The 18,634-nt window shown below is 69.6% G+C and carries 17 protein-coding genes and 1 tRNA gene; 6 read left to right on the top strand and 12 right to left on the bottom strand.

The annotated features are described in order from the left end of the window. Positions 1-42: 42 nt before the first annotated feature. The 6 genes from IPK71_22245 to IPK71_22220 all read right to left on the bottom strand — a co-directional run bounded on the left by IPK71_22245 (position 43) and on the right by IPK71_22220 (position 3,628). Positions 43-330 carry a polyhydroxyalkanoic acid system family protein gene (locus IPK71_22245; GenBank protein ID MBK8216459.1) on the bottom strand — a complete coding sequence of 96 codons (288 nt, stop codon included), beginning with the start codon at positions 328-330 and terminating at the stop codon, positions 43-45. A 29-nt stretch (positions 331-359) separates the two neighbouring features. Then, entirely contained in the window at positions 360-914 is a 555-nt protein-coding gene (locus tag IPK71_22240; protein MBK8216458.1) for a peptidylprolyl isomerase, read from the bottom strand. A gap of 3 nt (positions 915-917) precedes the next feature. Then, on the bottom strand, positions 918-1,439 hold the full coding sequence (atpC, locus tag IPK71_22235; protein MBK8216457.1) for an ATP synthase F1 subunit epsilon: 522 nt from the start codon (positions 1,437-1,439) through the stop codon (positions 918-920). Between the two features lie 67 nt (positions 1,440-1,506). Then, entirely contained in the window at positions 1,507-2,973 is a 1,467-nt protein-coding gene (atpD, locus tag IPK71_22230; GenBank protein MBK8216456.1) for a F0F1 ATP synthase subunit beta, read from the bottom strand. Between the two features lie 228 nt (positions 2,974-3,201). After that, positions 3,202-3,285: transfer RNA gene (locus tag IPK71_22225), tRNA-Leu, on the bottom strand. Positions 3,286-3,358: 73 nt separating this feature from the next. Continuing rightward, positions 3,359-3,628, bottom strand: a complete 270-nt coding sequence (locus IPK71_22220) for a hypothetical protein (GenBank protein ID MBK8216455.1) — start codon at positions 3,626-3,628, stop codon at positions 3,359-3,361. 232 nt (positions 3,629-3,860) lie between these two features. Between IPK71_22220 and glnD the strand changes: the two genes are divergently transcribed. Both glnD and IPK71_22210 read left to right on the top strand, forming a co-directional pair. After that, on the top strand, positions 3,861-6,623 hold the full coding sequence (gene glnD, locus IPK71_22215; protein ID MBK8216454.1) for a [protein-PII] uridylyltransferase: 2,763 nt from the start codon (positions 3,861-3,863) through the stop codon (positions 6,621-6,623). A gap of 2 nt (positions 6,624-6,625) precedes the next feature. Further along, on the top strand, positions 6,626-7,696 hold the full coding sequence (locus IPK71_22210; GenBank protein ID MBK8216453.1) for a tetratricopeptide repeat protein: 1,071 nt from the start codon (positions 6,626-6,628) through the stop codon (positions 7,694-7,696). A gap of 82 nt (positions 7,697-7,778) precedes the next feature. Here IPK71_22210 and truB read toward each other — a convergent pair whose 3' ends face one another. Next, positions 7,779-8,696 carry a tRNA pseudouridine(55) synthase TruB gene (gene truB / locus IPK71_22205; GenBank protein ID MBK8216452.1) on the bottom strand — a complete coding sequence of 306 codons (918 nt, stop codon included), beginning with the start codon at positions 8,694-8,696 and terminating at the stop codon, positions 7,779-7,781. A 61-nt stretch (positions 8,697-8,757) separates the two neighbouring features. Here truB and IPK71_22200 point away from each other — a divergent pair, with 61 nt between their 5' ends. Beyond that, positions 8,758-10,776: a serine/threonine protein kinase gene (locus IPK71_22200; protein MBK8216451.1), complete on the top strand. Its 2,019-nt coding sequence runs from the start codon at positions 8,758-8,760 to the stop codon at positions 10,774-10,776. 21 nt (positions 10,777-10,797) lie between these two features. On the opposite strand, the gene IPK71_22195 is transcribed toward IPK71_22200, so the two are convergent. From IPK71_22195 to gatC, 3 genes are read right to left on the bottom strand one after another with little or no spacing between them, the layout of a single operon-like run. Beyond that, positions 10,798-11,370: a GNAT family N-acetyltransferase gene (locus IPK71_22195; GenBank protein MBK8216450.1), complete on the bottom strand. Its 573-nt coding sequence runs from the start codon at positions 11,368-11,370 to the stop codon at positions 10,798-10,800. Next, positions 11,367-12,833: an Asp-tRNA(Asn)/Glu-tRNA(Gln) amidotransferase subunit GatA gene (gatA, locus tag IPK71_22190; protein ID MBK8216449.1), complete on the bottom strand. Its 1,467-nt coding sequence runs from the start codon at positions 12,831-12,833 to the stop codon at positions 11,367-11,369. The genes IPK71_22195 and gatA overlap by 4 nt, the downstream gene beginning before the upstream one ends. Then, the gene (gene gatC, locus IPK71_22185; GenBank protein ID MBK8216448.1) at positions 12,830-13,117 is read right to left on the bottom strand and encodes an Asp-tRNA(Asn)/Glu-tRNA(Gln) amidotransferase subunit GatC; all 288 of its coding nucleotides are present in this window, start codon (positions 13,115-13,117) and stop codon (positions 12,830-12,832) included. Before gatC ends, gatA begins: the two co-directional genes overlap by 4 nt. A gap of 156 nt (positions 13,118-13,273) precedes the next feature. On the opposite strand from gatC, the gene IPK71_22180 reads away from it, so the two are divergent. Together IPK71_22180 and IPK71_22175 are read left to right on the top strand one after the other, a co-directional pair. Beyond that, on the top strand, positions 13,274-13,648 hold the full coding sequence (locus tag IPK71_22180) for a 6-carboxytetrahydropterin synthase (GenBank protein ID MBK8216447.1): 375 nt from the start codon (positions 13,274-13,276) through the stop codon (positions 13,646-13,648). Between the two features lie 8 nt (positions 13,649-13,656). Further along, positions 13,657-14,190 (top strand): 6-carboxytetrahydropterin synthase, encoded by a 534-nt coding sequence (locus IPK71_22175; protein MBK8216446.1) that lies wholly within the window; start codon positions 13,657-13,659, stop codon positions 14,188-14,190. A 10-nt stretch (positions 14,191-14,200) separates the two neighbouring features. On the opposite strand, the gene IPK71_22170 is transcribed toward IPK71_22175, so the two are convergent. Continuing rightward, positions 14,201-15,838: a protein kinase gene (locus IPK71_22170; GenBank protein ID MBK8216445.1), complete on the bottom strand. Its 1,638-nt coding sequence runs from the start codon at positions 15,836-15,838 to the stop codon at positions 14,201-14,203. A 105-nt stretch (positions 15,839-15,943) separates the two neighbouring features. Between IPK71_22170 and IPK71_22165 the strand changes: the two genes are divergently transcribed. Continuing rightward, positions 15,944-16,882, top strand: a complete 939-nt coding sequence (locus tag IPK71_22165) for an alpha/beta hydrolase (protein ID MBK8216444.1) — start codon at positions 15,944-15,946, stop codon at positions 16,880-16,882. A gap of 6 nt (positions 16,883-16,888) precedes the next feature. Here IPK71_22165 and IPK71_22160 read toward each other — a convergent pair whose 3' ends face one another. After that, on the bottom strand, positions 16,889-18,529 hold the full coding sequence (locus IPK71_22160; protein ID MBK8216443.1) for an ATP-binding cassette domain-containing protein: 1,641 nt from the start codon (positions 18,527-18,529) through the stop codon (positions 16,889-16,891). Between the last annotated feature and the right edge of the window lie 105 nt (positions 18,530-18,634).

Below are 18,634 nucleotides of genomic sequence, written 5' to 3'. Positions count from 1 at the left end.
GCCCATAGGGCTGGCGCCTCCGCTTTCCCCCCGGGCGGTCGATCAGGCGAACTGAGCGAGGCGCTCTTTGATCTTCTCTTCGATCGTGCCCTTCATCATTTTCAGCATGAACGGCAGGTCGATGGCCACGCGCACGTCTTTGTCGGTGACGGCGACCTCGCCCTTGGTGCCCTTCGCCGCGCCGCTCGGAGCCTCGAAGTTGATCGTGTTGCCCGCCCACTTCCAGCTGAGACCGAACTTGGTCTCCATGGACTTGGCGAGCTCTTCGGCCTTGGCCTTGGCGTCGTCGAGGGTGAGGCGGTGGGACTGCGTGATATCGATGGTTGCCATGGCGGGGCTTCCTAGCAGAGTTTTTGGGCCTATTCGAGACGCTTCACGACCCAGTATCCGCGAGGCGTCTCGATGGGCTCGCTGGTCTGGCCGGGGGTCATCCCGAACACGACGCCCTCGACTTGGGGCTCCAGAATGCCCCGACCGATACGGCCGATGTCGTCGGCGGAGCCGGAGTCGCCGTGCGTGACCGCCTGATGGAAGTCGACCTTGGCCTCGTCGGCGAGCTTTCGCGCGAGCTCGAGCGCGCTCGCTTTCGGCCGCGCGGTGGGGAGCGCGCCTTGGGCCCCCGCGAACTGCACGAGCACGACGCCCACCTTGACGTGTCGCGTGGACGCGTCCGAGGAGCCGATGAGATCCAAGGTGAGAGAAGGTGAGCTGGGGAGGGACGCGTCGACGTCGAGGACCGGCTCGGCGGCCGGGGCTGCGTCGGCGCTCGTCGACGCCTCGGGAGCGTCGGCGGCCGCGTCTTTCGGGGGTTGTGGGCTCACCCAGGGCTTGTCGAGCGAGATGGTGAGCGCCACGCCGACGACACCGAGCGTCGCCACACCCCAGACGACCTTGAGGACACGATCAGGGATCACGGGTCACGCGCTCGGCTCGGAGCCGCCTTCGCCTTCGACGATGACCGCGTTCTCCTCGTCCTCCGGCTCGGGGTCGGCGACGGGATGCATGGTGGGAGCCGGCGGATCGCCGATGAGCTCGAGCTGCGCCGCGAGCCAGTTCTCCCGGATGACGAGCAGGCGCGTGGCTTCCGCGTCGGCCGCGTCGGCGGCCTGCGTCGCTTTCTCGAGCTTGGCTTCGACCTCGGCGAGCTGCGAGCGGACCGCCGGCGGGTCGACCGCGTCACGGTCGATGAAGTCTTCCGTGAGAACGAGGAGCTTGTTCGGGCCGCCCTCGGCGAAGCCCTCGCCGACCGCGACCTTCTTCGCCTCGTTACCGATGCGGTACGTCACGACTCCCGTGTGGAGCGCGACGAGGACGGGCAAGTGACCCGGCATGATGCCGAACTCGCCGTTGACGCTGGGCGCGGTGACCTCGTCGACGGAGGCCTTCAGCGCGAGGCCCTTCGGAGTGACGATTTCGAGCTCGATTTTGTCGGTGGCCATGGAAGGTGCCGGGAGTAAGGAGGGGAAGGGCGGCGCGGGAGAGACAACCTCCCCCGCGCCTTCGGGCTCACTTCTTCTTCGTGAGGTCGGCGGCCTTCTTCTTCATCATCTCGATGTTGCCGACGAGGTAGAAGGCCTGCTCCGGGTACTTGGCGTCGTCGTCGTACTTGCCGTCGACGAGCTCCTCGAAGCCTTGGATCGTCTCCTCGAGCGGGACGAGCTGGCCCTGGAGGCCGGTGAACTGCGCGGCGACGAAGAACGGCTGCGAGAGGAAGCGCTGGATCTTGCGGGCGCGCGACACGACGAGCTTGTCGTCCTCGCTGAGCTCGTCCATGCCGAGGATCGCGATGATGTCCTGCAGGTCCTTGTACTTCTGCAGCGTGCCCTGGATGCGGCGGGCGACGCCGTAGTGGCGCGCGCCGATGATCTGCGGGTCGAGCATGGTCGACGTGGAGTCGAGCGGGTCGACGGCGGGGAAGATACCGAGCGCCGCGATGTCGCGGTTGAGAACGGTGGTCGCGTCGAGGTGGGCGAAGGTCGTCGCCGGGGCCGGGTCGGTCAAGTCGTCGGCGGGCACGTAGACGGCCTGAACCGAGGTGATCGAGCCCTTGTTGGTCGAGGTGATGCGCTCCTGGAGCGCGCCCATCTCGGTGGCGAGCGTGGGCTGGTAACCGACGGCGCTCGGGATACGGCCGAGGAGCGCGGACACTTCCGAGCCGGCCTGCGTGAAGCGGAAGATGTTGTCGACGAACAGGAGCACGTCCTGGCCTTCTTCGTCGCGGAAGTACTCGGCGACGGTGAGGGCCGAGAGGGCCACGCGCGCGCGGGCTCCCGGGGGCTCGTTCATCTGGCCGAAGACGAGGGCCGTCTTCGAGATGACCGGCGCGCCCGTGTCGAGCTTCGACTCGCTCATTTCGAGGAAGAGGTCGCAGCCTTCGCGGGTGCGCTCGCCCACGCCGGCGAAGCAGGACACGCCGCCGTGCTTCTTCGCGACGTTGTTGATGAGCTCCTGGATAAGGACGGTCTTGCCGACGCCGGCGCCGCCGAAGAGGCCGATCTTGCCGCCCTTACGGTAAGGAGCGAGCAGGTCGATGACCTTGATGCCGGTCTCGAAGATCTCGACCTTGGTCGACTGGTCTTGAAAAGCGGGCGGGGGCTTGTGGATGGGCGAGGTGCGCTTCGCGTTGACGGGGCCGGCCTCGTCGACGGGCTCGCCGATGACGTTGAGGATGCGGCCGAGGCACTCGGGTCCGACCGGCATGGCGATCGGGGCGCCGGTGTCGCGCACTTCGACGCCGCGGACGAGGCCGTCGGTGGTGTCCATCGCGATGGCGCGCACGGTGTTCTCACCGAGGTGCTGCGCCACCTCGAGGGTGAGGTTGTCGGCGTCGGCCGAGATGCTCGCGTTCGTGACCTTGAGCGCGTTCAGAATTTGCGGGAGCTTCCCGTCGGGAAACTCGACGTCGACGACGGGGCCGATAACCTGAACGATCTTGCCCTTTTGCGAGGCGTTCGAAACCGCGGACTGGACCATGACGTGAGCTTCTCCTTGTGCGTTCCACGTGGCTTGTGGGGCCGGGGGGCCTGCCGGCAAGCGGTGACCGCGAACGAGGGCGCGTCTATCACGACGTGAACACGGGTTCAACGATGTCGTGCCGCATTGCGCGAGAAGAATTTGCGCGAAAATGCGCGCTTCGAAACGACACTGGCCGGAACGTGAGCTCCGGCCAGCGTGGCGCCATCGTGGCTATCGAGTTTTCGGTGCGAAGGACGGGAGTTGAACCCGTACAGGAGTTACCCCACTGGAACCTGAATCCAGCGCGTCTGCCAATTCCGCCACCTTCGCGGCGGGCGAGACCATAGTCCGAACTCGGCCGGCCCCGCAAGCGCGTCGGTGCCGATCGTCGCGTTCGCGTCCCTCAGAGGTTCTCGACGCTCTTCAGGAGCTCCGGGACGAAGTTGTACCTCGGGCGAATCAGCCCCACGCGGACGGCACCCGGCGGCTTGCGGATGGTGTCGCCGAGGGCGCTCGGTCCGCCTCCGCGGAGGTCGTCGTTGCCGAAGGTGACGACCTGGCCGCCCTCGACGCGGGCCTCGGAGTAGCCCGCCGCGGGCGTCGGGTCGGCGTACGCCGCGGACGAAGCGAGGACGAGCGTGAGGGTGGCGAGTGCGGTCGAGATGCGACGCATGGGCCTTCCTGACTCGGGCGTTTCGCCCGGACGTGGGGAGCGTGCGCGCACCCTCCGCTTCACGTTTCGCGGCGCGCGCACGGCTCGTTTCGCGAGTAGACGCGCGAACGAGAGATCCCTTGGGTCGATTCGTCGACGGAGGCCGGGACCCCGCACGGAAGAACGGTCGACGTGCTGGAACGCCTCGGAACTTGATGCCATCCGGAGGGCGCTGCACTAGCCTCGGGTGCCCATGGCGAAGCCCCCGCGACAGGCCGACGGTCGTGCACACGAGCTCACGCAGCGCCTGCGGCCCGTCGTCCAGACGTTGCGGGAAGAGCTCGAGGCGCGCCTGACCACGTCGCCCCCCGAGCAGGACGACCGCGCCCTGCACGGCCCCGATGGCGTCGAGCTCGGCGTGGAGCACGCACGACGCCTCGACGCGATCCTCACGATGCTCTTCGACGAGGCCTCGGCGGCGACCCCCGTCTCCGACATGGCCCTCGTCGCGATGGGCTCGTACGGAAGGGGCGCCGTCGCCTTACGGAGCGACGCCGACGTGCGCCTGCTCGTCCGCCGCGAGGACGCTCGCGCCGAAGCGCTCTCCGAGACGCTGCTCTACCCCCTCTGGGACGCGGGCGTGTCCGTCGGTCTCCAGGTCTCGACGCCTTCCGCCCTCCTCGAGCTCGCGCAGAAAGACCTCGCGACGGCCACGTCGCTCCTCGACGGGCGCCTCCTCGCCGGAGACGCGGAGATCGAGCGCGATCTGGGCGCTCGGGCCATGGCGGGGCTCTTCAGCGAAGGGGAGCTGCCGACGTTTCTCGGGAGGCTCGAGGAGGAGGTCGCGGGCCGGCACGAGCGCTTCGGTGGCTCGGTCTACCTCCTCGAGCCCGACGTGAAGAGCGGCGCCGGTGGCCTGCGGGATCTCGACGTCGCGCGGTGGGCAGCGCGCGCTCGGTACCGCGCCGGGGACCTCCGCGCGGGGGGCTTCTGGGCCGAGCTCGTGCGCATGGGGGTGCTCGTGCCCCGCGAGGCGCGCGAGATCGCGGCGGCCGAGGAGTTCCTCTGGCGGGTTCGGAACCGCTTGCACGCCAAGGCGAAGCGGCGCGTCGATCGTCTGACGTTCGACCAACAGGAGGCGATCGCGTTCGAGCTCGGGTACGGAGCGCCGGGCGCAGACGACGAAGGCCTCGCGCGCGCCGCCGCCGCCGAGCGCATGATGCAGGACTACTACATCCACGCACGTACGGTGACACGGTCGCGTGAGCAGATCCTCTCGCGCGCCATGCCCCCGCGTCGCCGCGGAAAACCCGTCGAGATCGATCTCGGTCGCGGCGTACGCCTCTTCGACGGTCAGGTCACCCTCGACCCGGAGGCGCTCGAACGCGAGCCGGCGCTCGCGTTTCGTGTGTATGATGCATGTTTGCGCGAAGGCGCTCCGGTGCTCCCGTTCGCGCGCGACGTCGTGGTCCGCGCCGCCGCCGACCCGGCGTTCTGCGAGCGCCTCCGCGGGAGCCCCGAGGCCGCGGCGCTCTTCGTCGAGCTCGTCACGGAGGTGGCCGAGGTGCGCACGCGCTCCGGTTCCATGGTGCGCGAGCTGCACGACACCGGCCTCTTGCTCGCGATGATCCCCGAGTTTTTCCCGGTGACCGGCCGCGTCCACCACGACGTCTACCATGTCTACACGGTCGACGTTCACAGCGTGGCCGCGGTCGACTGCCTGCGTGCCCTCGCGCGGGGGGACCTCGCGGCCGACCACCCGCTCGCGTCGCGACTCGCCGCCGAGATCGTCCGGCGCCGGCCGCTGTTCCTGGCGACGCTCCTCCACGACGTCGGCAAGGGATACCCCGACGACACGGGCTCGCGAAAGAACCACTCGATCGTGGGCGCCCGCATGTGCGAGACGATCTTGCCGCGCCTCGGCCTCGCGGCCGACGAGGTCGAAGAGGCCGTCGCCCTCGTCGAGCAGCACCTCACGATGTACCACGTGGCGACGCGCCGCGACCTCGACGACCCGAACACGATCGAGGACCTCGCGAGGACGCTCCGGGGGCGCGAGGGGCTCCGCGATCTCTACTTGCTGACCGTGACCGACCTCTCGACGACCTCTCCCACGGCGATGACCTCGTGGAAGGCGCGTATGCTCGAGGAGCTTTATTTTGCCTGCGATTCGCACCTCGCGGGCGGCAAGAAGCCCATGGCCGACGATGCCCGGATCGAGCGCGTGAAGGCCACCGTGCGGGCGCTCGCGGAAACCTCTCGGGAGCCCTCGCTCTCCCGCGACGCGCTCGACGCCTACCTCGCGAGCATGCCCGACCGCTACCTGCTCGCCAGCGCCCCGCGGTCGATCCTGTCCCACGCGAAGCTCGCGATGGCGCGCGGGGAGGGGGAGATCGTGTGCGAGCTCTTCCCCTCGCGGCACGAGGGGGTCGCCGAGCTCTGCGTGGTCGCGGACGATCGCCCTGGGCTCCTCGCGAAGATCGCGGCAGCGATCACGGGCTCGCGCCTCGAGGTTCTCACCGCGCAGGTGCACTCGCGCGAGCTGTCCCCGACCGTCGACGAGGCGGTCGACGTCTTCCTCGTCCGCGATCGCAGCGACGATCGGGCCTTCGCCGAGCGGCTCTTGCCCCGCTTGAAGCGCGATCTCGAGACGCTCGTGTCGGAGGGCATCACCCCGCGCGACTACCTCCTCGAGCGCGCCGGCGGGCGGGCTCCCTCGCGCGAGCGCCCGAGCCCCCGGGTCACCACCGAGGTCGTGGTCGACGACCGAGCTTCGCCGAGGCACACCGTGATCGAGGTCTTCGCGAAGGATCGCCCCGGGCTCTTGCACGCGGTGGCGCAAGAGCTCTACGAGCTCGGTCTCGGGATCGCCCTCTCCAAGATCAACACCGAGGGGTCGCGGGTGGCCGACGTTTTCTACGTGAACGAGCGCGACGGAGCCAAGGTGGCCCCGGGCGAACGGTTCAAGGAGATTCGCACGCGTCTCAAGCGCGCGATTTCGGAGGAAGCACAATGACGATGGGTTTTCGGGCTGGAGTTGTCGTGTCGGGTCTCGCGTTGGCGCTCGTCGCGTGCGGCGGGCCGGAGCCCGTTTCCGAGCCGCCCAAGGCGCCGCCGACGTTGCCTCCGTCGCTCGCCCTCGGCGGACCGAAGGACCCGGCTCCGGCCGCCGCCAAGGGGCCGAGCCCGGACGTGGTCAAGGGCAAGGCCGCGCTCGATCAGGGGAACGAGCCCGCCGCGCGCGCCGCGTTCGAGGCCGCCCTCGCGAAGGACGCGAACGACGCCGACGCGCACGCCTACCTCGGGGGCCTCACCGAGAAACAAGACAAGGCCGGCGCCGAGAAGCACTACCGCGCCGCGCTCGCCACCGTGCCCGCCCACGAGGCCGCGTCCCTCAACCTGTCCGCGCTCCTCCTCGACACGAACCGGGTCGACGAGGCCGTCTCGGTCGCGAAGACGGCGAGCGCCGCGCACCCGAAGAGCGCCGCGCTCCGGCTGAACCACGGCGTCGCGCTCGCGACGAAGGGGAGCGAGGCCGAAGCGACCGCCGAGCTCGCCGAGGCGACCAAGCTCGCCGCCCAGGATCCGCTCGCGCACCTCACGTTCGGGCAGTGGCTCGGCACCTGGAAGAAGAACGACGCCGCCAAGGAAGAGCTCCTCAAGGCCGAGAAGCTCGCGAACGGAGACCTCGGGGTGCTCGCCTCGGTCGGCTTCGAGCTGAAGAACGTGGGGGCCTTCGCCGACTGCGTGCGCGTGCTCGACGGCGCGATCGCCAAGAAGGACGCGGCCGAGCTCCGCACCTACCGCGCCCTCTGCAAGCTCGGCGCCCAGGACAAGCCGGGTGCGCAAGCCGATCTGGAGGCCGCCGTCGCCAAGGACCCCAAATATGGTCCTGCGCACTTTTACCTGGGTGGGAGGTATGCCGAGGCCGGGAAGTGGAAGGAGGTCATCGCCGCCTACGAGGCGTACCTGAAGCTCGAGCCCGAGGGGCCCCTCCGGAAGATGGCCGAGGAGCGCATCAAGCTCGCGAAGGAGCGCAAGGACGGGAAGGCGCCGCCGAAGCCCGGACCCGCGCCGAAGAAGAAGTAGCGCCTCGAGGCCCGGATCGCCGGCCGAGGCGCCGAGCCAGAGGCCCACGAGGCATCGCTCGTGCGTCGGTCCGAGGCCGCCCTCAGCGCGGTCCGAAGCCGCGGAGCACCTTGCCCTCGCCGTCCTCTGTGCGTTCACCGACGGCGACGAGGGCCCCTTCGAGGTCGAGCCACGCGGCGGGGCCTTTGGCGAGAGCTCCGAGGTGCTCGGGGGCGATTCGTTTTCCGTGGCGGGCGTCCCGCGCGCGCGCATCGTCGAGCACGACGGAGGGGAGGGCGCGGCGCGCCGCCTCGGCGAGGGGCACGAGGGGGAGGTTCGCCAGATCGGCGAGGGGGACCGCCTCGTTGGCGTCGAAGCAACCGGAGCGCGTTCGGCGGAGGCTCGTGAGGTGCCCGACCGTGCCGAGCGTCAGGGCGAGATCGCGCGCGAGCGACCTCACGTAGTAGCCCTTGTCGGCGCACACGCGGAGGGAGAGGGTGGGGTGCTCGCCGCCCGCGTCCGAGACCACCTCGAGCGTGTGCACGGTGACGGGCCGCGCGGGGAGGGCCACGAGCTCGCCCCGGCGCGCGAGGGTGTGCGCGCGCTCTCCATCCACGTGGATGGCCGAGTACGAAGGGGGAACCTGAGAGGTGCGACCGAGCTCGGCGCGGACGGCCTCGAGGAGGCGGGGGCCGAGCCGTCCTTCCCGCGAGAGGATCTCGAGCTCGGCGAGCACCTCCGGCGGGACGGGCACCGTGGCGTCGGTCGCGCCGTCGGCGTCGAGGCTGTCGGTCGACGTTCCCAAGGCCAGCGTCGCTTCGTAGGCCTTGTCCGCCGCGGTCAGGAACGTGAGGAGCTTCGTCCCTTCGCCGACGCCGAGGACGAGCACCCCCGTCGCCATCGGGTCGAGGGTGCCTGCGTGCCCGATCTCGCGTGTGCGGAGCGCCCGCCGCGCTCGGCCGACGACGTCGTGGCTCGTCATCCCACGGGGTTTGTCGACGATCGCGATGCCGGAGACCATGCGGGCCCTCTCATAGGCGATTTTTCCTCCCCGGCGTAAGTTCGCGTACGATGCCGAGCGCATGGACGCGCCGTTCTCCCCGTCGACGCTCGGACCGTACACCCTGGTCGGTCGCATCGCGGCCGGTGGGATGGCCGAGGTGTACGTCGCGCGGCGCACCGGCCCGTTCGGGTTCGAGAAGACCGTCGCGGTGAAGCGCATCCTCCCCGAGCTCGCCCAAGACGCCGACTTCGTGGCCATGTTCGTCGACGAGGCGCGCGTCTCCGCTCGGCTCTGCCACCCGAACGTCGTCCAGGTGTTCGACTTCGGCGAGGACCACGGCGAGCTCTACATGGCGATGGAGTACGTGGAGGGCACCACGGTGGCCCGCCTCGTACGCGCGGCAGCCAAAGAGGAGCTCGCCCTCACGCTCGAGGTCGTCCTCCACATCACGCTCTCGGTGCTCCGCGCGCTCGAGCACGCGCACGCCATGCGCGGCGACGCGGGGCGCCCCCTCGGGCTCGTGCACCGCGACGTCTCGCCCGGCAACATGCTCATCTCGCGGGGAGGCGAGGTGAAGCTCACCGACTTCGGCATCGTTCGCGCCGCCGAGCTCGAGCGCCGCACCAACGTGGGGCAGGTGAAGGGCAAGCTCGGGTACATGTCCCCCGAGCAGGTCCTCGGAAAAGAGCTCGATCCGCGCAGCGATCTCTTCACCCTGGGCATCGTGCTCGCCGAGCTCCTCACGCGCACACCGCTCTTCGGTTTCGGTAACGAAATCGAGATCTTGGAGCGCATCCGGGACGCGAGCCTCGCGGCCTTCGATCGCGTCGCGACGAACGTCCCGGACGACGTGAAGCGGATCGTGTATCGGGCGCTCGCGCCCTCTCCCGCCGACCGCTTCTCGACGGCCACGCTCTTCGCCGACGCCGTCGAAGAGGTCGTGCGGCGCCGGCGCCTACGGCTCGCGCCGAGCGGGCTCTCACGGATCGCGCGCACGCTCGGGCTCTTCCCCGAGGTCGTCGAGACCGACGAGTCGCGCAAGCGGACGATCGCCCCGGGCAGGCTCGAGGGGAGGGTGAGCAGCATTCCTCCGCCGTCGGTCGACGACCCGTTCGGGGGCACCGCGCCCGAGCTCGATCTCCGCGTGTCTCCCGGGGAGAAGCCCGTGTCCGTCCCCCTCCCGAGGCTCGTGGAGCTGTTCGTGACCGGCAAGCTCTCTCCGACGGCGCAGGTGTCTCGGGCGGGAGGTGAACCGAAGGAGCTCTCCGACGTCCCCGAGCTCCGCCGCTTCGTCTCGAGCCCGGCGTTCCGATGGGACGGCGACGTGCTCGCGGCCGAGGAGAAGGCCATTCCGTTCGATCGGCGTGGCTTCGTCTCGGTCTTCTACCGCATCGTGCACGCGCGCGAGACGGGGGTCTTGATCTGCCGGCACGCGTCGACGGACGAGTCGCTCTCCGAGCGTCGAAAGAAGGTCTATTTCGTCGACGGCGTGCCCGAGCTCGTCGTCTCGACCGACCCTCGTGAGCTCCTCGGCGAGCAGCTCATCGTGCACGGCACGGTGCTGCGCGTCGAGGTCGATCGGGCCCTCGCGGTGCTGCCCAGGTTCGGGGGCCGGCTCGGGGACGCCCTCGTGGGGCTCGGGGTCCTTCGCCCCGTCGAGCTCTATCGCGCGATCTTCGATCAGGTCGAGACGCGGGTTCAGGAGCTCTTTCAGTGGCAGCGCGGGACGCTCGTCTTCCAGCGCGGGGCCCGCTCCCACGAAGAGACGATCCCGCTCGCGTTTTGTGGCCCCGAGCTCATCGCGCGAGGCGTGAGAACGAGCTACGAGGCCGACGAGATCACGTCCTTCTTGAGTGAGGTCAAAGGGCGCCTCGCCCCCTCGCCGAGGCCGCCCTCCCGCATCGAGGCCCTCCGCCTCACGTTCGCCGAAGAGAAGGTGCTCCGAGGGCTCGTGTCGCCGATCACGCTCGACTACCTCTTGGAGCGCGAGCGGACCCCGGCCGACGTCGTGCGTCGCGCCGTGTTCCTTGGCCTCGCGAGCGAGACCCTCGTCGCGGATGGCTTCACGCTCGACGAGACCGCGTTCGTCGATGGTTGAAGGGGTGGCCCCGCCGTCGACCTAGATGTCCTTGGCGTACACGGGGTACGCGGGCGAGTCGTGCACGACGCGAAATCCCTCTTCCGCGTACACACGTTCGGGGCCGGCGAAGGCCTCCTCGTCGTAGAGGGGGAGGGCCGCACGTCGTGGCATACCGAGGAGGCGGGTCGCCCCGCGCTCGCGTGCGTAGCTGGGCGCACGCGCCACGAGCGCACGCGCCACGCCGCCCTTGCGCACTTCGGGGGAGACGAGCAGGCAACCGACGACCCACGTTGTCGTCTCGTCGCCGAGGTCGAGGGGACGGTACGCGCCCTGGTTTCGAAGCTTCGCGACCGCCGCGAGCGGGGTGACCTTCGCCCAACCGACGAGGTGCCCGTCCGCGGCCCGCGCGACGAGCCCCGTGATCTCCCCTCGGGCCGCGGCGGACGCGAGCTCGTCGCGCCCTTCGTCGGGGCGGTGAGCGAGCCTGTCGAGCCACTCGTTCTTCGTCCCCGAGAAGTGAAAATACCTGCAATAACAAGCACATCCGGCCCGGTCGAAGAGGGCCGCGAGATCGCCGGTCGCGTGCTCGCCGAACGGCTCGACGGTGATCATCGTGGGGGCTCCATGGCGCGGACCTCGGCCATGGCCTCGTAGGCGGCCGCGACGCGGAGCACGGTCGCCTCGTCGAACGGGCGGCCGACGAGCTGGAGGCCGATGGGGAGGCCCTCGGGGGAGAGACCGCTCGGGAGGCTGATAGCAGGAAGGCCCGCGAGGCTCGCCGGCAGGGTGAGCACGTCCGAGAGGTACATCGCGAGCGGATCCTCGGCGTTTGCGCCGAGCCTCGGGGCCACCGTCGGGGCGGTCGGCGAGGCGAGCACGTCGACCTCCGAGAGGAGCGCCGCGAGCTCGTCACGGACGACACGACGGACACGCTGCGCCTTCACGTAGTAGGCGTCGAACGCGTCGGCCGAGAGCACGAACGTGCCGAGCAAGATGCGCCGCTTGACCTCGTCGCCAAAGCCCTCGTCCCTCGTCTGGCCGATCATCTCGGCCAAGCTCGCGCGTGTGCCGGCCTTGGCCCTCGAGCCGAAGCGGACCCCGTCGAGGCGCGCGAGGTTCGACGAGGCCTCGGCGGTGCAGAGCACGTAGTACGTCGCGACGGCGTGCTTCAGCGCGGCGAGGCGGACCCTCCGCACCTCGCAGCCGAGCTTGCCGAGCGCCTCGACGGCGCCCTCGAACGACGCGCGGACGTCCGGGTCGAGGCCCGCACCCAAGGTCTCTTCGATGACCCCGACGCGCAGACCGCGCACGCTCCCGCCACACGCGGCCTCGAGCGGCGGCACCTCGACGCGCGCGGTCGTCCCGTCGTTCGGGTCGTGCCCGGCGATCACCTCGAGGACGCGCGCCGCGCCGGCCACGTCGGTCGCGAACGTGCCCACCTGGTCGAGGCTCGATGCGAACGCGACGAGCCCGTACCGCGACACACGCCCGTAGGTCGGCTTCAGGCCGACGGTGCCCGTGTACGCGGCGGGCTGACGGATCGATCCCCCGGTGTCGCTCCCGAGCGCGGCGACCGCCATCCTCGCCGCCACGGCGACGGCGCTCCCTCCCGACGAACCTCCGGGGGTGCGGCCCGTATCCCATGGATTTTTCGAAGGAAAGTACGCGCTGTGCTCGGTGGTCGAGCCCATGCCGAGCTCGTCCATGTTCGTCTTCCCGAGGAGGATGGCGCCGGCCTCGCGGAGGCGGGTCACCACGGTGGCCTCGTACGGGGCCACGTAGCGCTCGAGGATGCGAGAGCCGGCCGTCGTCGGAGCGCCCCGCATGCAGAGCCCGTCCTTGATGGCCATGGGGACGCCGGCGAGCTTGCCCGAAGGCTCACCCCGGGAGCGCGCGGCGTCGAGCGATGCCGCAGCGTCGAGCGCGTCGTCGCGGGTCACCGAGAGGAACGCTCGGAGCTCCGGATCTCGGGCTTCGATGCGGTCGAGGCACGTGGTCGCGACGTCCCGCGCGAAGACGCGCCCCTCCGCGACGAGGAGCTGGAGAGCTTCGACGGTGGTGGCCGGGAGGGTCATTCGAGCACGTTCGGCACGACGAACGCGCCGTCGCGGGTGAGGGGGCCCGAGGCGAGCACGCGCTCCGCGGAGGTCGTGCGCTCGGGGGTGTCGTCGCGGAGCAGGGCCGCGTCCTCGTTCGGGCTCGCGAGGGGAGCGACCCCCGCCGTGTCGACCTCGGCGAGCGTGCCGACGTAGCCGAGGATGCGCTCGAGGTCGCGCCCGAGGGCCTCGACCTCTCCGTCTCGGAGCGTGAGGCCGGCGAGCTCGGCGAGGCGTTTTGCGCGGGCGTGAGCGTCCGTCATCGCGCACGCAGCCTAGTGCAGCGCGAACGCGATGGCATCACTATCTGCGAGGCCCCGAGCGCCCACGAAGCGCGACCGTCGGCGGAACGTACGCGCGCTCGGCGCCGCTCATTTTGCTCGATCTCCGAGGAGAACGGGCTAATGGAGCCCGACACCATGGCGGACCGGAAAGGCATCTACGAGCTCGTCCACACAGTGCGCTTCGAGTCGGCGCGAAGGCTGCCCCGTGCGCCGGAGGGCCACCCGTGCAGGAACGTGTACGGGCTCGCCTTCTACCTCGACATCCACGTCGAAGGGCGGCTCGACCGCGAGACGGGCTGGGTCTTCGACTTCGCCGAGATCGAGCGGGCGATGAAGCCGCTCCGAGACCGCATCGACCACCACTACCTGAACGACGTCGAGGGCCTCGAGAACCCTACGAGCGAGGTGCTCGTCACGTGGATTTGGGACGGGCTAAGGCCCTCTCTCCCCGGGCTCGTGAAGCTCGTTCTACGCGAAAACGACGTCTCCCGCGTCGTCTACCGAGGGTGAGAGGCCCCATGTACACGGCAAGCTGCGGAACCCACCTCCACTTCGCCCACCATGTGCGCGGGCACTCGGGGCCGTGCATCTCCCTCCACGGGCACACCTGGCGCTTCGAGATCATGCTCGGCGCCGAGGCGCTCGACGGCGAGGGCTTCGTGGTCGACTTCGACCGGGTGCATGCCGAGCTCTTCGACCCGTGTTTTCGGCTGCTCGATCACTCGCTTGCGCTCGGTGAGCTCTCGTTCTCGGAGACGCGAGGCGAGCTCGAGAAGCTCGGCACGACGCTCGTGGCCTCTCGCCTCGAGACGCTGGGCAACCTCGGCTGCCGCCCCGACGGCATCGACGCGGACCTCGGCGGGGCGACGAACGCCTGGCCCGGTGGGATCAAGATCGCCGTATTTCCGTTCACGCCGACCTCCGAGAGGCTCGCCTCGTGGCTGTTCCGGGTGGCCTCCGAGCGCTTCGCGAACGAGCGGGTGAAGGTGCTTCGCGCGCGGGTGTACGAGAGCCTCCTCCCGAACGAGAGCTTCGCGGACTATTCGGCCTAGTCCCGAGAGCTCAGGTGGGCGTGTAGCCGAGGTCCCTCGCGAGGCGGGCCCGGGCGGCCGCTTCGTCGCGGAGGATGACGGCGTCCGCGTAAATGTCGAGCTCGAAGAGCTGCATGAGGTTCGCGAGCTGCCACGCCGAGAGCGCGGGCACCGCGAAGTCGTTCTCGAGCTCTCGCGCGAGGCGCGACCACGGGATCGTGCGTCCACCTCCGGGCGCCGGGTCCCCGAACGCGACGAGCCTCATGAACACGTAGCTGGCGAGCCGTAGCGGGCTCGGCGTCGACAACGCGGTCGCGCGCTTCTGGTCCGAATCGCGGAAGCGCTTCGCGAGCGTCCGGAGCAGCGTCGCCATCCAGGGTTTCAGCGCCGCGAGCTCGTCCTCGAGGGCTTGGGCCGTGAGCACGAGCACCGTCCCGGCCGTCGTCGCGACCACGCTCGCCGTGCGTGGGCCTGCGGTGAGAATGGCCATCTCCCCGAACACGTCGCCCGGGCCGAGCTCCTTGACCACCGTGGTGCCCCCCGCGACACGCTTCCGCACCTCGCACGTGCCCTCGGCGACGATGTAGGCCGCGTCGCCGGCCTCGCCCTCGGTCACGATCACGTCCCCCGCGGCGAACGTCTGCCGTGGAAACTCGGCGCCGCCCCGGAGAAAGCGCACGAGGTCGTCGCGGAGCGCGCGCACCGTCGGGTAGCGCGCGTCTCGATCCTTCTCCATCGCGTGGAGCACGATGCGCTCGAGCTCGGCAGGGACGGCCGCCTGCCCGGCCACCCTGGAAGGGGGGGGGAAGGTGGCGGCGATCGCGAGCGAGACGGCCTCGTTGGGGTCACGCGTCCCGTAGGGCGGGCGTCGCGCGAGGATCTCGTAGAGCATCGCGCCGACGAGGAACACGTCGGCACGGGCGTCGAGAGAGGTTCGGTCGCCGCGGGCCTGCTCGGGCGAGAGGTAGGCGAGGGTCCCGATGACCACCGGGCCGCTCGCGTCGACCGCGGTCGGCGGCTGCTCCGGCGCCTCGAGGCGCGCGATGCCCCAATCGGTCAAGTACACTTGACCATATTCGCCGACGAGCACGTTCGCGGCCTTCACGTCGAGGTGCAGGACCCCGCGATCGTGTGCGTACGACAGGGCGTCGCACACCTTCGCCACGATCTCGAGCAAGACGTACAGGGTGCCCGTGTCGAGCGGGCCCTTCGGGAGCGCGCGGATCATCGACGAGAGCGTCTTGCCGTCGACGAGCTTCATGAGGAGGCACACGCGGCCGTCGTCCCGTTCGCCCACGTCGTACACGGGGACGATGTGCGGGTGCTCGAGGAGCCCCATGACCTGCGCCTCCCGCAGGAAGAGCTTGCGCACGGGCGCCTCGGCCGAAAGATGCCGGTGGAGCGTCTTCACGGCCACCTCGCGGCCGATCGTGCGGTCCCTCGCCACCGTCAAGACGCCCATACCCCCTTCGGCGAGGGCACGCTCGTCCTCGAGGCGCGCCACCGTGGGGCGGCGCAGGTCCTCGTCTTCCTCGCGTGCTTCGGGCGCGAGGCGAGGGCTCGAAAGCAAGCTCGGGCTCCCGAAGCGCTCCGTGGGAGGCTCGTTGCCTCGGCCGTGCATGACCGTGGGGGGCGGCGCTTCTCGCGGTTCCTTCTTGGTCTCTGGCATGGAGGGCCGGATGGGCCGGGTCGAACGATGCTATCCGACTTTCGAGCCCTTGGTGCATTTCGTTCGGGCGCGACGGGCCGGCCGGCCCCCGCGTATCCTGGCTGGATGCCGAGGATTCCTCTCCGCGACGGACAATCCATGCACGTGCACACGATAGGCCGAGGGCCGACGGTCGTGCTCGTGCACGGGTTCGCGATGCACGGGGCGATGTGGCTGCCGAGCGTGCTCCCGCTCGCCGCCAAGTACCGCTTCGTGCTGCCCGCTCTGCGAGGCTTCGGCCGCTCCCGCCACGTGCCGCACGGGCGCGCGGACGTCGTCGAGACGTTCGCCGACGATCTCGAGGACCTCCTCGCCGCCCTCGGCGAGCCGAAGGTCTACCTCGGCGGCCTCTCGATGGGCGCCCTTACGTCGGTTGCCTTTGCGTCACGGGGCGGCTTCGAGCGGGTCGTCGGGTACGCGCACGTCGATCAAGCGGCGCGGATCCACAACGGCGAGGGCTACGACGCAGGGCTCTTCGGGGCCGGCCAGGGCGCGCGATTCGAGGCGCTCCGCGACCTCCGCGCCAAGGTCGAGCCCCACCGACATCGCCCGTTCGACGCCCTCCCGCGCGAGCTTCGTGAGGCCGTGAGCGAGACGTTCGCGCGCTTCTTCCGCGACGCCTTTCATCTGCCGTGGCTGAGGCGTGCCACGGGCGCCATCAGGAGCCCGAGCGTCGCGAAGCTCGTGATCCCGACCGACCCGTGGGCCCCGTATTTCGACTGCCTCGCGGCCTACCTCGACGTGCGTCACGACTTCGAGGAGAGCCTCCGCGAGGCCCACACGAAGCACCCCGTGCCGCTCACGTTCATGATCGGCGCGCGGTCGACCATGTACCCCCCGCACGGGCAACGGGCGCTCGCCGAGTCGATCCTCCGTGTGTCTCCGAGGCCCGACCAGGTGCGGATCGTCGAGCTCGACGCGGGGCACGCGATCCCGGTCGAGGCGCCCGTCGCGTTCGTGCGCGCTCTCGACCGGGCCATTTCTGAAGCGTTTTCGGGATCTTAGCTCGGGCTACTTGCGCATGTAGTCGCGCCCGACCCGGTCGAGGAACTCCTCGTAGGTGCCGCCGAAGTCGAAGAGGTCGGCGCCGTTCCCGGGCTCGCTCGGGGGGCGAAGATCCAGGACGCGCGTCGCGAGCGACGACACGAAATGGCGGTCGTGGCTCACGAAGACGAGGGTGCCCTTGAAGAGCTTGAGGCCGTCCAGGAGGCCCTCGATCGACTCGATGTCCAGGTGGTTCGTGGGCTCGTCCAGAACGAGCACGTTGTGCTGGAGCACGAGGAGCTTCGCGAGCAAGAGCCGCGCGCACTCGCCGCCGGAGAGCGACTTCGTGTCCTTGAGGGCCGCCTCGCCTTGGAAGAGCAGGCGCCCGAGGATCCCGCGGATGTGCTCCTGCGGGGCGTTCGTGTCCCACTGGTAGAGCCACTGGAAGGCGTTCATCCCCGCGCTCGTGCGCCCGAGCGCCTCGTGCGTGTCCTGGGCGAAGTACCCGACGCTCGTGTCGTGGCCCCAGCGGATCTCGCCCGCGTCGGGTTTGTACACGTCTCGCTTCGTCTCTTCGTCGAGGGTGGGGTAGGCACCCACGAGCAGCTTGAGCAGCGTCGACTTGCCGATGCCGTTCGGGCCGGTGACCGCGATGCGATCGCCGCGGTTGATGTTGAGCGCGGCGCCCTTGTAGACGACCTTGTGCTCGGTGCCGCCCTGGCGCGTCTCGACGTCGAAGGCCTTGTCGACGTTCTCCATGCGGAGCACGTCGCGCCCGCTCGGCTTCTCGAACTCGAAGCGAATGAACGGCCGAACGAGGCTCGAGCGCTTCTGGCCGCGCGTGCCGACCTCTTCCTTGAGCTTCTCGATTTGCTTCATACGCGACTGCGCCTGGCTCGACTTCGAGGCGTGCGCGCCGAACCTCTGGACGAAGCTCTGGAGCTCTTCGATCTTCTTCTTGGCGGCCTGGTTCTTCTGGTCGTCGCGCTGCTTGTTCTCGTACTTCTGCTCGACGAACTCCTGATAATTTCCGGTGTAGACGGTGATCGTCTGGTAGTCGACGTCGGCCACGTGCGTGACCACCTCGTTCAAGAAGTGGCGGTCGTGCGAGATGACGACGAGCGTGCCGCGGTAGTCGAGGAGGAACTTCTCGAGCCACGCGATCGACTCGAGGTCGAGGTGGTTCGTCGGCTCGTCGAGGAGGAGCACGTCGGGCTTGCCGAAGAGCACCTGCGCGATGAGCACGCGCAGTTTGTAGCCGCCCGCGAGGGTGCTCATTTTGTCGGTGTGGCTCTCTTGGGGGATGCCGAGGCCCACGAGCAGCTCGGCCGCCTCGCTCTCGGCGACGTAGCCGTTCTCCTCGGCGATGACGCCCTCGAGCTCGCCGAGGCGGATGCCGATCTCGTCGGTCACCTCGCCCTCGAGGAGCTTGTCCTTCTCGGCCATCGCCTCCCAGAGGGCTTTGTTGCCCATCATGACGGCGTCGATGATGCGCTCGTTCTCGTACTCGAAATGGTTCTGACGGAGCACGCCGAGCCGCAAATTACCGGGGATCGTGATCGAGCCCTGGTCGGTGTCCTCCTCGCCCGCGAGCATCTTGAGGAGGGTCGACTTGCCGGCGCCGTTGGCCCCCGTGAGGCCGTATCGCTTCTCGGGGTCGAACTGCATCGAGACGTTCTCGAAGAGGATCTTCGGGCCGAAACGCTTCTGAACTTTGTCGAGGACGATCACGGTGACTCTCGCTCCGATTTTCGCGGGCCGACACGGACCCGA

Source organism: Myxococcales bacterium (assembly GCA_016712525.1).
GTDB lineage: Bacteria > Myxococcota_A > Polyangia > Polyangiales > Polyangiaceae > JAAFHV01.
This window is presented reverse-complemented; position numbering and strand designations above follow the sequence as displayed.

Bases quoted from the DNA above. Each gene is read 5' to 3' on its own strand.
- truB (MBK8216452.1), bottom strand. From the start codon at position 8,696: ATGGTCTCCGGCATCGCGATCGTCGACAAACCCCGTGGGATGACGAGC.
- IPK71_22210 (MBK8216453.1), top strand. From the start codon at position 6,626: ATGGGTTTTCGGGCTGGAGTTGTCGTGTCGGGTCTCGCGTTGGCGCTC.
- IPK71_22195 (MBK8216450.1), bottom strand. From the start codon at position 11,370: ATGATCACCGTCGAGCCGTTCGGCGAGCACGCGACCGGCGATCTCGCG.
- IPK71_22200 (MBK8216451.1), top strand. From the start codon at position 8,758: ATGGACGCGCCGTTCTCCCCGTCGACGCTCGGACCGTACACCCTGGTC.
- IPK71_22180 (MBK8216447.1), top strand. From the start codon at position 13,274: ATGGCGGACCGGAAAGGCATCTACGAGCTCGTCCACACAGTGCGCTTC.
- atpC (MBK8216457.1), bottom strand. From the start codon at position 1,439: ATGGCCACCGACAAAATCGAGCTCGAAATCGTCACTCCGAAGGGCCTC.
- IPK71_22160 (MBK8216443.1), bottom strand. From the start codon at position 18,529: ATGCAGTTCGACCCCGAGAAGCGATACGGCCTCACGGGGGCCAACGGC.
- IPK71_22175 (MBK8216446.1), top strand. From the start codon at position 13,657: ATGTACACGGCAAGCTGCGGAACCCACCTCCACTTCGCCCACCATGTG.
- glnD (MBK8216454.1), top strand. From the start codon at position 3,861: ATGGCGAAGCCCCCGCGACAGGCCGACGGTCGTGCACACGAGCTCACG.
- atpD (MBK8216456.1), bottom strand. From the start codon at position 2,973: ATGGTCCAGTCCGCGGTTTCGAACGCCTCGCAAAAGGGCAAGATCGTT.
- gatC (MBK8216448.1), bottom strand. From the start codon at position 13,117: ATGACGGACGCTCACGCCCGCGCAAAACGCCTCGCCGAGCTCGCCGGC.
- IPK71_22170 (MBK8216445.1), bottom strand. From the start codon at position 15,838: ATGCCAGAGACCAAGAAGGAACCGCGAGAAGCGCCGCCCCCCACGGTC.
- IPK71_22220 (MBK8216455.1), bottom strand. From the start codon at position 3,628: ATGCGTCGCATCTCGACCGCACTCGCCACCCTCACGCTCGTCCTCGCT.
- gatA (MBK8216449.1), bottom strand. From the start codon at position 12,833: ATGACCCTCCCGGCCACCACCGTCGAAGCTCTCCAGCTCCTCGTCGCG.
- IPK71_22245 (MBK8216459.1), bottom strand. From the start codon at position 330: ATGGCAACCATCGATATCACGCAGTCCCACCGCCTCACCCTCGACGAC.
- IPK71_22165 (MBK8216444.1), top strand. From the start codon at position 15,944: ATGCCGAGGATTCCTCTCCGCGACGGACAATCCATGCACGTGCACACG.